The sequence below is a fragment of the Morganella sp. GD04133 genome (assembly GCF_029835375.1).
Lineage (GTDB): Bacteria > Pseudomonadota > Gammaproteobacteria > Enterobacterales > Enterobacteriaceae > Morganella > Morganella morganii_B.
Genome location: NZ_JAODZS010000038.1, coordinates 1 through 12,574, shown reverse-complemented (window position 1 = coordinate 12,574; position 12,574 = coordinate 1). Strand labels below are relative to the sequence as shown.

Here is a 12,574-nt window from a genome sequence, read left to right as displayed (position 1 = left end):
TTTAATTGACTGACGGGGCAAGGGCGCGGATTTCATTTTTATTGAACATCAGTTCCAGCTGAGTGCCCTGTTCAAACAGCCGCTCAGAAGAGCGGTTCAGCAGATCCACGGTCAGCGCGCCCAGTCCGGTATCCACCTGATAACGGATAATATTGCCCAGTAACTGACTGTCACGGATTGTACCTGAAACCGGGTGGGAAATGTGTTCCCCGTATTGTCTTCCGGCCTCACGCACATAAATGGATTCCGGGCGGATCGCCACAATACCGCTGAGATTCAGGCCGAGCAGGCTGTTGGCGTTGTGCGCGCTGACCAGATTGTAATGCCCCATAAAACGCGCGACAAACTCATTGGCAGGCTGGGTGTAGAGGTTTTCGGCGGTATCGCTCTGCACGATTTCACCTTTGTTCATCAGGAAGATGCGGTCAGACATCAGCATCGCTTCTTCCTGGTCGTGGGTGACAAAAATGGTGGTCAGATTCAGTTCGCGCTGGATCTGACGGATTTGCTGACGCAGATGTTTGCGGATTTGCGCATCCAGCGCGGAAAGTGGTTCATCCAGCAGCAGGATGCGCGGTTTCATCACCAGTGCCCGTGCCAGTGCCACACGCTGGCGCTGACCGCCGGAAAGCTGATGCGGCAGATGCTGTTCTTTTCCTTTCAGACCGACCAGCTCAATCACCTCTGCAACGGCTTTGCGCTGTTCATCTTCCGGGACTTTCTGCATCTTCAGGCCGAAGGCAATGTTGCGTTCGGTGGTCATATTCGGGAACAGCGCATAGCTCTGAAATACCATGCCGATTTCCCGCTGCTGTGGCGGTGATAACGTAATATCCTGTTTATTCACATAAATTCTTCCATCATTGACCGGCTCCAGCCCAGCGAGACAACGCAGCAGGGTGGATTTACCGCAGCCGCTCGGGCCGAGCAGGGTAATAAATTCCCCTTTGCTGACAGAAAAATTCAGACCGGAAAAGACCGGGGTGGCAGCAAAGGATTTTGTCAGGTTTTCAGCAATTACATAGCTCATCAGTGATTCCTCAGCGGCTTAAGCGTGTCGCGATCAGGGTCAGGATCAGGGTGAAAATAAAGTAGCTTGCCACCAGAGCGGAGGTGAAGTGACCGCTGGTCTGGCGCATGTTATAGAGATAGATTTGCAGGGTTTCGTAACGGGTACCGACCAGGATATTAGCAAACACAAACTCGCCGAACAGGAAGGAGAAGGCGATCAGCAGTGACACCAGCAACCCTTTGCGGATATTCGGTACGATCACCAGCAGAAACGCTTTAAAAGTCCCTGCACCGAGCAGATGGGCAGCATCCAGTAGATCTTTCAGCGGCACGCCGTTCAGACTGTTAGCCAGCGCCCGGTACATAAACGGCAGGGTGATGGTGAAATAGGTACCGATCAGGATCCACGGCGTCCCTGCAATCGGCAGCGGCCCGTCAGCAAACAGCTGCAGTAAGCCGACAGAAGAGACCACCGGCGGCACGGCGAACGGCAGAATAATCAGGATCTCCATCAGCCCTTTCAGTCGCGGGAAGTAATAAAACACGGCAAACACCAGCGGCAGGATCACCAGGGTGCTGATGGCGAGCGTGACAAAACAGATAAACAGCGAGCGGCCGAACGCGGCGAGAAAACGCGGATCCTGCCACAGCTTCAGATACCACTGTAACGTCAGGCCGTCCGGCAGTACCGTGGCTCCCCAGCGGGTGGAGAAGGAATACAGCAGGGTCGCGATAATCGGCAACAGCAGCAGGATCACAATCAGGCTGAGCATGATTTTGTGATAACGCGCCATGGACGGCGGATTAAGTGTGAGATCAGCACGTGGCATGGTAACTCCGTTTCAGCAGCCAGTGATAGACAGTAGTGATGAATCCGAGGATAACCATCAGCAGAACAGACAGTGCCGCCGCCATATTCGGCTCCAGGAACAGGTCGCCGGACACCAGGCTGGCGATACGGATGGTCACCATATTGTAGTTCCCGGTGGTCAGCGCATAAGTGGAGGCATAAGCCCCGGCGGCATTGGCAAACAGGATGATAAAGGTGCCGAGCAGCGCCGGAGAGAGCACCGGCAGCGCAACATAGCGCCAGTAGGCGAGGCGACCGGCACCCATGGTTTTGGCGGCATCCTCCCATTCCGGTTTCAGGGCATCAAAGGCCGGATAGAGCAGCAGAATTCCCAGCGGGATCTGAAAATAGAGGTAAATCAGCATCAGTCCGGCGGCGCTGTACAGATTGAAATCCTCAATCACCCCCCAGGCTTTCAGTTGCAGGGTAATGGCTCCGTTGACGCCGAGAATGATGATGAAAGCGAACGCCAGCGGCACACCGCTGAAATTGCCGGTCATATTGGTAAATGCGATCAGCCAGCGGCGCGGGCGCGGCGGGGCGTGCTGTAAGGAAGCGGCAAACAGTGCGGCGAGGATCAGCCCGCCGACTGACGATACCCCGGAAATCCACAGGGTATTTTCAAAGGATTGAATATAAAAAGGGCTGCTGAAGATGTCGGTAAAGTTACCGAATGACCAGGCATCTTCATACACGAAACTGTTGATAATCACCCATAACATCGGCGCAAGCTGGAAAAGTGCGAACAGCAGCGCGGCCGGGAACAGTAACAGCATCGGTTTCAGCGGCAGACGGCGTGACAGAGGGCGGGTATGTTGCTTACTTTTCATCGCGGTCAGCTCCGGCAGAATATCAGCCATGGTGTATCTCCCGCAGCAGGCGCGGTACAGCGGCTTTGTTGTGTCCGCTCAGGCCGAGCAACCGGCAGATGGTGCCGCACAGTTGTGTCTGCTGCACCGGGATATCTGCCTCGTGAGAGAAGGCATCACCGGCAACAAACAGCGGGACGGTGCGCTCTTCATCCAGAATCCCGCCGTGAGAGCGGTCATTGTTCATGCCGTGATCACTGGTCACCAGCACCTGATAATCGGCCTCCAGCCACGCAGGCAGATACGCAGAGAGCAGGCCGTCTGCACGGCGGGCACTGTTGCGGTACTGCTGTGAATCGACACTGTACTTATGACCGGCATCGTCAATATTCATCGGGTGAATAAGCAGGAAGTCGGGGTGGTAGTGACGGCGCAAATATTCCGCATCGAGAAATAAATGGTCGTCCGGATAATGATCCGCCTGATAAAAACAGCCGTGTTGTATCGCAAGCGAATCATCGTGAGTGAAACGGTCACGGACGGCATCAAACGGGGCGCGGTTATACAACTCACTGACCCAGTGATAAGCGGCGGCAGCGGTGGTTTTTCCGGCTTTTTGTGCGAGGGAGAAAATACTGTCATTGTGTGACAGGCGCACCACCTGATTGTGCACCACACCGCTGTCAACCGGGCGCACACCGGTCAGAATGCATTCATACAGCGGGCGGGAGAGCGAGGGCAGTTCACAGCTCAGGCGGTACAGTGTGGCGTCCCCGGATTCGGCTAACCCCTGCATAAAGCCCATGCAATCATGGGCTGTGCGGTAGTTTAAGCCATCCAGAACAACCAGGATAACTGGGTTATTCATTGTCATTCCGTTAATTCATGTTGATGATAACGTTCTGCTGCCACAGTTTCGGCAACTGGCGGGAGGTTTTTTCCCAGCCGTCAAAATCAGTAATCGGTTTGGCGTTGCTGTACTGGGATTCCGGCAGCAGTTTGGCTTTGATATCGTCCGGTAAAGTCAGGTGTGCGGCGCGGATCGGGCGGGCATAGCCTTCAGCCAGGTTGAGTTGTCCTTTATCACTGAAGATAAATTCACGCGCCAGTTTGGCGGCGTTCGGATTCTTCGCGTATTTGTTGATGATCGTGGTGTAACCGGAGGTGACGGAGCCGTCAGACGGGATCACCACGGTAAAGCGTTTGGCATCAATTTGGTCGCGGTAGTTAAGGGCGTTGAAATCCCACATTACCGCCACTTCGACTTCGCCTTTTTCCAGGTTGGCCACGCTCGGATCATTCAGGGATAAACGTTTTTGTTTGGCGAGATCAGCAAACAATTCAATCGCAGGCTGAATATTGGTCTCATTACCGCCGAGGGCAAAGGCCGCAGACAGCACGCCGCTGTTGGCCTGCGCTGCGATACCGACATCACCGATTGTCACGCGGTAGTTACCGTTGCGCAGGTCGGCCCAGCTTTTCGGCTGTTCTTTGACAAGATCATTATTGATGATGAATGCAATGGTGCCGGTATAGGCCAGTGCCCAGTTACCGTCTTTATCTTTCGCCCAATCCGGGATCTGATCCCAGGTGGTCGGTTTGTAAGGCTGCACCACATCTTTCTGTACGGCGACAGGGCCGAAGGCGGCACCCACATCCCCGATATCTGCGGTGGCATTACTTTTTTCAGCGGCGAATTTGGCAATTTCCTGGGCGGAGCTCATATCGGTATCCTGATGGCGGATGCCGTAGAGCTTTTCAAGATCAGACCAGGTGCCTTTCCAGTTGGCCCAGGTATCCGGCATTCCGACACTGTAAACCACGCCCTCTTTTTTGGCTGCGGCAATCAGTTCTTCAGGAATGGTATTTTGTCCGGCAGAGAATGCAGAGAAAGAGGCGGAAACAGCAACGGCGGTCAGCAATATTTTGGCAGCAGGAAAACGTGTCATAAAACCCTCGTCAGTTAACTGATTCAGTATCAGTGGTGAGGCTAGGGTATGACGTGTTTGTGACAGGCAACTGACACCCGTGTGACACTTTTCTGACAGACGGGTGACAGGGAAATGCATGCCCCGTTATGCTGAGTATTCTCCCCGCAAACGGAGTATGATTTAATCCATTATTATTTCATTAACATGATGTCTCTATTATGCAGCAGATTTTAACAGGCAATGAAACCGGCTACTGGGTGATCAGCGCGGATAACCGCGTCTGGCTGCCGGAAGGACAACTGCCGGAGGGCAGTGCGGCGCAATGGATGCTGACCGGGAAACCGGCGGTACGTATCGGGGAGTGGCAGGGGCTGCCGGTCTGGCTGATCCGCGAAAAAATGCGTTCCGATATGTGTTCGCCGCGCATTATTGCCGCAGAAAATGATGATCTCTTCAAAATGGCCGGACGCGGCGTGCAACTGGCGGAATTTTACCGCTCGCACCGCTATTGCGGCTATTGCGGCGCAGCCATGAAATACAGTGAAAGTGAGTGGGCGTGTCTGTGTGACAGCTGCCGCGAGCGTTACTATCCGCAGATAGCGCCGTGTATTATTGTCGGCATCCGCCGTCATGACTCTATTCTGCTGGCACAGCACCGCCGCCACAAAAGCGCGCCGCTGTTTACCGTGCTCGCCGGGTTTGTCGAAGTCGGTGAAACCCTGGAAGAAGCCGTTGCCCGTGAGGTGATGGAAGAGAGCCGGATAGAGATTCAGAATATCCGTTATGTTTCCTCACAGCCGTGGCCGTTCCCGCATTCGCTGATGATGGGATTCCTGGCGGATTATGCGGACGGTGAAATTCATCACGACCCGTCAGAACTGCTCAGTGCAGACTGGTACCGCTATGATAATCTGCCGGTTATTCCGCCGCCGGATACCATTGCCCGCCGTCTGATTGAAGATACGGTTGCACTGTGCCGTCAGGATGACGAAGACGCATAACACCGCCCTGACCCCGGGCGGCAGGCGTGCTACAATGGGTTTTATTCAGGACGTCAATACGTTACGCGGCCAACAACTTTTTGGAGTCTGTCATGAGTGAACTGAAAAACGACCGCTATCTGCGGGCATTACTGCGTCAGCCGGTGGATGTCACCCCCGTGTGGATGATGCGCCAGGCCGGGCGTTATCTGCCTGAATATAAAGCCACCCGCGAACAGGCGGGGGATTTTATGGCGCTGTGCAAAAACACCGAACTGGCCTGTGAAGTCACCCTGCAACCGCTGCGTCGTTTCCCGCTGGATGCGGCCATTCTCTTTTCCGATATTCTCACCATTCCTGATGCGATGGGCCTCGGGCTCTATTTTGAAACCGGCGAAGGGCCGCGCTTTGTGCATCCGATCCAGAATGCCCGCGATGTTGAAAAACTGCCGGTGCCGGACCCGGAGCAGGAACTCGGTTATGTCATGAATGCCGTGCGAGCCATCCGCAAAGCCCTGAACGGTGATGTGCCGCTGATCGGTTTTTCCGGCAGCCCGTGGACACTGGCGACTTATATGGTGGAAGGCGGCAGCAGCAAAGCCTTTACCAAAATCAAAAAGATGATGTATGCCGAACCGCAGACCCTGCACCTGCTGCTGGATAAACTGGTGGACAGCGTGATCCTCTATCTCAACGCGCAGATTAAAGCCGGTGCGCAGTCCGTGATGATTTTCGACACCTGGGGCGGTGTGCTGACCGGGCGTGATTACCGTGAGTTTTCACTCAATTACATGCACAAAATTGTCGATGGCCTGATCCGCGAAAACGATGGCCGCCGTGTGCCGGTTACTCTGTTCACCAAAGGCGGCGGACAGTGGCTGGAAGCCATGGCGGAAACCGGCTGTGATGCGCTGGGGCTCGACTGGACCATGGATATCGCGGATGCCCGCCGCCGCGTCGGTAATAAAGTGGCCTTACAGGGTAATATGGATCCGTCCATGCTCTATGCATCACCTGCCCGTATTGAAGCGGAAGTGGCATCCATTCTGGCCGGGTTCGGGCAGGGCGAGGGTCATGTGTTTAACCTCGGGCACGGCATCCACCAGGATGTTCCGCCTGAGCATGCCGGTGCATTCGTTGAATCGGTACACCGCCTGTCAGCCAAATATCATCAGGGCTGATCACTGACAGATCACGGAGGTCACCATGACAGCCATTGACACCCGCGCCCTGAAAGCCCGGCAGACGGAACTGGCACAACAGGTCAGTTTGCAGGATGTACCTCTCAATCCCCGCTATATTGCGGGGGTGGATGTCGGCTTTGAGGACGGGGGAAACATCACCCGGGCTGCTGTGGTGATCCTCACCTGGCCTGAGCTGGAAGTGGCGGAGTATCAGACCGCCCGTATTCCCACCCAACTGCCCTATATCCCGGGGCTGCTCTCCTTCCGTGAAATTCCCGCTGCCCTTGCCGCGTGGGAGAAACTGACGTTAAAACCGGATCTGGTGCTGGTGGACGGGCAGGGCCGTGCCCATCCCCGCCGTCTCGGTGTTGCCGGTCACCTCGGGGTGTTGCTGGACTTACCCGCCATCGGTGTGGCCAAAAGCCGGTTATGCGGCACATTTGAACCGCTGGCGGAAGAGGCAGGGGCGCAGTCACTGCTGACAGACAACGGTGAGCCGCTCGGCTGGGTCTGGCGCAGCAAAAACCGCTGTAATCCGCTGTTCATTTCCCCCGGTCATCATATGAGCATCAATACCGCGCTGACCTGGGTAAAAGCCCTGACACGCGGTTACCGCCTGCCGGAACCGACCCGCTGGGCTGATGGTATTGCCTCAAATCGAACATTTTTTGTCCGGTTGAAACAGAAATTTCCCGATTTTCCACGTAAAGATGTGGATATCATGGATTTTCAGGTAAACTGCGGCTCACATCAGAGTAACGAGTAAAGCGGAATGTTAAAGAACCCGATCCACTTACGGCTGGAAAAACTGGAAAGCTGGCAGCATCTCACTTTCACGGCCTGTCTGTGCGAGAGAATGTACCCGAATTATGCCGTTTTTTGTCAGCAGACCGGGTTTACCGATCCATCGCTTTACCGGCGTATTCTGGATCTCATCTGGGAAATCCTGACCGTCAAAGACGCAAAAGTGAACTTTGATAACCAGCTGGAAAAGCTGGAAGATGTCATCCCTGATGCAGATAACTATGATATTTACGGTGTGTATCCGGCGATTGATGCCTGCGCGGCACTCAGTGAGCTTATCCATACCCGCCTGAGCGGGGAAACACTGGAGCATGCGATTGCGGTCAGTGAGATTTCTGTCGGCACTGTCGCGGTACTGGAAATGACACACGCCGGACGCGAAATGTCCGACGACGAATTAAATGAATTGCCCGCCGTGGAAGAAGAGTGGGACATTCAGTGGGAAATTTACCGCTTATTGGCCGCCTGCGAAGAGCGCGATATTGAGTTGATAAAAGGCTTGAAATCCGATCTCCGTGATGCGGGGATCAGCAATATTGGCGTTAGTTTAGGCGATTAAATCAAAAAACGTGATTTAAGCCTATAAATGCCGGTGTTAAAGGCTTCACATTTGCCCCGTCTCTGGTCTACAGTGGGGGGCGAAAAGAAGTGGCTATCGGGGCGCGTGTATCAGGGCTGTCAAAAGGCACATCCGACGCACTCGATGCTTTGCAAACGATAAACACACTGTAAGGATATTTTATGAATAAGACTCAATTGATTGATGCTATCGCAGAAAAAGCAGAGCTGTCTAAAGCACAAGCTAAAGCAGCGCTGGAATCAACTCTGGCGGCCATCACTGACTCTCTGAAAGAAGGCGATGCTGTACAATTAGTTGGCTTCGGTACTTTTAAAGTTAACCATCGTGCAGAGCGTACTGGCCGTAACCCGCAGACCGGTAAAGAAATCAAAATTGCAGCAGCAAACGTGCCTGCTTTCACTGCCGGTAAAGCACTGAAAGACGCAGTAAAATAATTGCGTTGCAAAAACAGATTGATAGAGGGGGATTTCGTCCCCTTTTGTTGATCAGACAGGGGCTGCTTGCATTGGGTTTTGGCTCATTGCTCAGCGCCTGCTCTGTTCAGCCTGAGTTTCCTCCCTTCAGCGCATCCGGCTATATCGCGGATGACGGCGCTGTCAGAATGTGGCGTCTCAACGCCGACAACCAACCCCGTGTCCTGATGAGTGTTTTCAGTCCTTACCGCAGCGGACAGCAGACTGTCGTCACCGTTTATGAATACCGCAGGGGCAGGCTCTGGCAGATCCGCGCAGAATATCTGGGTGATAACGGTTTCTCTGAACAGATACGGCTGGATCACGAGGGCAATACCATCTTTATGCAGCGTGATAAAGACGGGCATAAATCCCCGCTGACCACGGATGAAATCACGCGGATGACCTTTGTGGCTGACAGGCAGCTGATGCTTAACAGCGCACTGGTGGTCGGTGATATCCGGCTGAAGCAGGGGCAGTGGCGTGACAACTATGTCACGGATTGCCAGGGTAATAAATCGTATATTGAATTTGATGCGGAAACAGAGCGGTTCCTGGCGAAGCGTCAGCGCAGCAGTGCATCACCTATCTACATTGCATGGCTGGATTCACCGGAAGGACGGGAAATACTGCTGGCGGCAAATGATAACTTCTGTAAATGGGAACCTACGGAAGATTCACTGTAAATCTCCCGCAGGTTATTAACGCCGTTTACTTATTCAGGCGGTCAATGGCACGGTAACCGATGTCACTGCGGGAAAATGCATCATCCCAATGAATGTGTTTCAGTGCGGCATAAGCCTGCTTCTGCGCCTGAGCAATATCCTCACCCAGTGCCGTCACACACAACACCCGGCCGCCGTCAGTGACAACCGCACCTTCTTTCAGCGCCGTTCCGGCCTGGAAGACTTTGCAGTCTTCTTCCTGAACATCCAGTCCGCTGATCACATCACCTTTGCGGTAATCACCCGGATAACCACCGGCTGCCATCACCACACCAAGCGCCGGACGCGGATCCCACTGTGACGTTTTACCGGCCAGTTTTCCCTGTGCACCGGCAAGGCAGAGCTCAACCAAATCTGATTGTAACCGCATCATAATCGGCTGGGTTTCCGGGTCACCAAAGCGGCAGTTAAATTCAATCACTTTCGGCTCGCCGTGTTCATCAATCATCAGCCCGGCGTATAAAAAGCCCTGATAGGTATGACCTTCCGCCGCCATGCCTTCAACGGTCGGGTAAATCACTTTTTCCATCACCCGCTGATGAACGGTATCGGTCACTACCGGTGCCGGGGAGTAAGCGCCCATGCCGCCGGTGTTCGGGCCGGTATCATTATCACCGACTCGTTTGTGATCCTGGCTGGTCGCCATCGGCACCACATTCTTACCGTCCACCATGACGATAAAACTGGCTTCCTCGCCGGTCAGGAACTCTTCAATCACAATGCGGTGCCCGGCATCACCGAAAGCATTACCGGCCAGCATGTCATGTACCGCGTCCTGTGCTTCTTTCAGGGTCATGGCGACGATCACACCTTTACCGGCCGCCAGGCCGTCAGCTTTGATCACCACCGGCGCACCGGTTTTGTTCAGATAAGCCAGTGCCGGTTCAACCTCAGTAAAGTTCTGATAGTCCGCTGTCGGGATATGGTGACGCGCCAGAAAATCTTTGGTGAATGCTTTGGAGCCTTCCAGCTGCGCGGCACCTTTGGCCGGGCCGAAGATAGTCAGACCGGCGGCATTGAATGCATCAACCACACCCAGTACCAGCGGGGCTTCCGGGCCGACAATCGTCAGGCCGATATTATTGGCACGGGCAAACGCGACCAGACCGTCAATATCTGTCGCGCTGATATCCACATTGGTCAGGTTTGGTTCCTGTGCGGTACCGGCATTACCGGGCGCGACATAAACATTGGCTGCCAGCGGGGATTGTGCAGCTTTCCAGGCCAGCGCGTGTTCGCGTCCGCCATTACCGATAATCAGGATATTCATAAGTCAGCTCCGGGTATTAATGACGGAAATGGCGCATGCCGGTGAAAATCATCGCGATATTGTGTTCGTCTGCCGCCGCAATGACTTCATCATCACGGATAGAGCCGCCCGGCTGGATCACGCAGGTAATACCGACAGCGGCGGCTGCGTCAATTCCATCACGGAACGGGAAGAACGCATCGGAGGCCATGGCGCATCCCGCCACTTCCAGTCCTTCGTCACCGGCTTTGATCCCGGCAATTTTCGCGGAGTAAACACGGCTCATCTGACCGGCACCCACGCCGATGGTCATATTATTCTTCGCATAAACAATGGCATTGGACTTAACAAACTTCGCCACTTTCCAGCAGAACAGGGCATCTTTCAGCTCCTGCTCTGTCGGCTGACGTTTACTGACCACTTTCAGGTCGTTATCGCCGACCATCCCGAGATCGCGATCCTGCACCAGCAGGCCGCCGTTCACCCGTTTGAAATCAAGGGCAGCAACCGGATGCTGCCACTGACCGCAGGTCAGCACGCGGACATTCTGTTTTGCCGCGAGAACCGGCAGCGCATCTTCCGCGACGGACGGGGCAATAATCACTTCTACAAACTGACGTTCAATAATTTCAGCCGCCGTTTTGGCATCCAGTTCGCGGTTAAAGGCGATAATACCGCCGAATGCGGAGGTCGGGTCAGTTTTGAAGGCATTGTCATAGGCGGTCAGTAAAGTATCGGCAACGGCTACGCCACACGGGTTGGCATGTTTGACGATTACGCAGGCCGGTTTATCAAACTGCTTTACACATTCAAGGGCTGCATCTGTATCAGCAATATTATTATAAGAGAGGGCTTTGCCCTGTAACTGTACAGCAGTACTGATGGAGGCTTCCTGAATATTCTCTTCTATATAGAAGGCGGCATTCTGGTGGCCGTTTTCGCCGTAGCGCATATCCTGTTTTTTAATGAAGTTGAGATTCAGGGTACGCGGGAACTGACCGGAAGGCTGAGTGGTATCGCCGAAGTACGGTTTGACTTTCTGACCGAAATAGTTGGCGATCATGCTGTCATAAGCCGCTGTATGCTCAAAGGCTTTGATGGCGAGGTCAAAACGGGTATCGAAACTCAGGCTGTTTTGTCCGGCATCCATCTCAGCAATGATATTGCTGTAGTCACTGCTTTTTACCACAATCGCCACATCTTTATGGTTCTTCGCGGCGGAGCGCACCATGGTCGGCCCGCCGATATCGATATTTTCAACCGCGTCTTCCAATGTGCAGCCGGGTTTTGCCACGGTTTCCGCAAACGGATAGAGATTCACAACCACCATATCAATAGCGGAAATCTGATGCTTCGCCATAATTTCATCATCGGTGCCGCGGCGGCCGAGGATCCCGCCGTGTACTTTCGGATGCAGGGTTTTTACACGTCCGTCCATCATTTCCGGAAAACCGGTGTAATCGGAGGCTTCAGTCACCGGCAGACCGGCGTCAGCCAGCAGGCGGGCAGTACCACCGGTTGATAACAATTCAACACCACGGGCGGAAAGAGCCTGCGCAAATTCAGTGATGCCGGTTTTGTCAGAGACACTGAGCAGAGCGCGACGGATTGGGCGAAGCTGTTGCATGAGTTTGGATCCCTTGAATTCAACGAATAGATGACAATAGGTTGCAGGTGAAATCGGTGTATCTCATAAGATTTCAAAACCCGGAGTAAAAAGCAACGGTACACGAATGCAGCAGATTGTAACGCAAACGTTTGCGTGTTGCTTGTGAATTTTGTGATTTTTTACCACCTGTGGATAACTTTGTGTGTAACCCGGTATAAGCAGGGGTTTTGCTGGGGAATGCAGCAAACAGTCAGAAAATATAAAATTAACACTTGTCTTCTGAAAGCGACTCCCTATAATGCACCTCCACTGACACGGAACAACGCGCTAACACGCGGTCCGGCAGGAAAAAAGAGAACGGCAGATAAGAAATTATTGCTTGACTCGAGG

At 53.8% G+C, this 12,574-nt stretch carries 13 protein-coding genes; 6 read left to right on the top strand and 7 right to left on the bottom strand.

The window, feature by feature from the left end; genetic code table 11:
• Nucleotide 1: 1 nt before the first annotated feature.
• Genes N7387_RS17220 through N7387_RS17200 form a run of 5 tightly spaced genes read right to left on the bottom strand, consistent with a single transcriptional unit; the run spans nucleotide 2 to nucleotide 4,619 of the window.
• Nucleotides 2-1,030 (bottom strand): ABC transporter ATP-binding protein, encoded by a 1,029-nt coding sequence (locus tag N7387_RS17220; RefSeq protein WP_108655612.1) that lies wholly within the window; start codon nucleotides 1,028-1,030, stop codon nucleotides 2-4.
• A 10-nt stretch (nucleotides 1,031-1,040) separates the two neighbouring features.
• Nucleotides 1,041-1,805 carry an ABC transporter permease gene (locus tag N7387_RS17215; RefSeq protein ID WP_279800451.1) on the bottom strand — a complete coding sequence of 255 codons (765 nt, stop codon included), beginning with the start codon at nucleotides 1,803-1,805 and terminating at the stop codon, nucleotides 1,041-1,043.
• A gap of 22 nt (nucleotides 1,806-1,827) precedes the next feature.
• Nucleotides 1,828-2,721, bottom strand: coding sequence for an ABC transporter permease subunit (locus N7387_RS17210; protein ID WP_279800431.1), 894 nt, complete (start codon nucleotides 2,719-2,721; stop codon nucleotides 1,828-1,830).
• On the bottom strand, nucleotides 2,714-3,538 hold the full coding sequence (locus N7387_RS17205; protein ID WP_279800430.1) for an alkaline phosphatase family protein: 825 nt from the start codon (nucleotides 3,536-3,538) through the stop codon (nucleotides 2,714-2,716). The genes N7387_RS17210 and N7387_RS17205 overlap by 8 nt, the downstream gene beginning before the upstream one ends.
• Before the next feature lie 10 nt (nucleotides 3,539-3,548).
• A complete protein-coding gene (locus N7387_RS17200; protein WP_279800429.1) occupies nucleotides 3,549-4,619 on the bottom strand; it encodes an extracellular solute-binding protein in 1,071 nt (356 codons plus the stop codon).
• A 200-nt stretch (nucleotides 4,620-4,819) separates the two neighbouring features.
• Here N7387_RS17200 and nudC point away from each other — a divergent pair, with 200 nt between their 5' ends.
• From nudC to N7387_RS17170, 6 genes are all read left to right on the top strand, one after another.
• Entirely contained in the window at nucleotides 4,820-5,602 is a 783-nt protein-coding gene (gene nudC, locus N7387_RS17195; protein WP_029991326.1) for an NAD(+) diphosphatase, read from the top strand.
• 92 nt (nucleotides 5,603-5,694) lie between these two features.
• Nucleotides 5,695-6,762: a uroporphyrinogen decarboxylase gene (gene hemE, locus N7387_RS17190; RefSeq protein WP_279800428.1), complete on the top strand. Its 1,068-nt coding sequence runs from the start codon at nucleotides 5,695-5,697 to the stop codon at nucleotides 6,760-6,762.
• A 25-nt stretch (nucleotides 6,763-6,787) separates the two neighbouring features.
• A complete protein-coding gene (gene nfi / locus N7387_RS17185; RefSeq protein WP_279800426.1) occupies nucleotides 6,788-7,531 on the top strand; it encodes a deoxyribonuclease V in 744 nt (247 codons plus the stop codon).
• A gap of 6 nt (nucleotides 7,532-7,537) precedes the next feature.
• A complete protein-coding gene (locus N7387_RS17180; RefSeq protein ID WP_025154564.1) occupies nucleotides 7,538-8,128 on the top strand; it encodes a YjaG family protein in 591 nt (196 codons plus the stop codon).
• 182 nt (nucleotides 8,129-8,310) lie between these two features.
• The gene (gene hupA, locus N7387_RS17175) at nucleotides 8,311-8,583 is read left to right on the top strand and encodes a nucleoid-associated protein HU-alpha (protein WP_046895341.1); all 273 of its coding nucleotides are present in this window, start codon (nucleotides 8,311-8,313) and stop codon (nucleotides 8,581-8,583) included.
• Nucleotides 8,584-8,654: 71 nt separating this feature from the next.
• A complete protein-coding gene (locus tag N7387_RS17170; protein WP_279800425.1) occupies nucleotides 8,655-9,287 on the top strand; it encodes a DUF1481 domain-containing protein in 633 nt (210 codons plus the stop codon).
• 25 nt (nucleotides 9,288-9,312) lie between these two features.
• On the opposite strand, the gene purD is transcribed toward N7387_RS17170, so the two are convergent.
• Nucleotides 9,313-10,596: a phosphoribosylamine--glycine ligase gene (purD, locus tag N7387_RS17165; protein WP_279800424.1), complete on the bottom strand. Its 1,284-nt coding sequence runs from the start codon at nucleotides 10,594-10,596 to the stop codon at nucleotides 9,313-9,315.
• Nucleotides 10,597-10,612: 16 nt separating this feature from the next.
• Nucleotides 10,613-12,202: a bifunctional phosphoribosylaminoimidazolecarboxamide formyltransferase/IMP cyclohydrolase gene (purH, locus tag N7387_RS17160; protein ID WP_279800423.1), complete on the bottom strand. Its 1,590-nt coding sequence runs from the start codon at nucleotides 12,200-12,202 to the stop codon at nucleotides 10,613-10,615.
• Nucleotides 12,203-12,574: the final 372 nt, after the last annotated feature.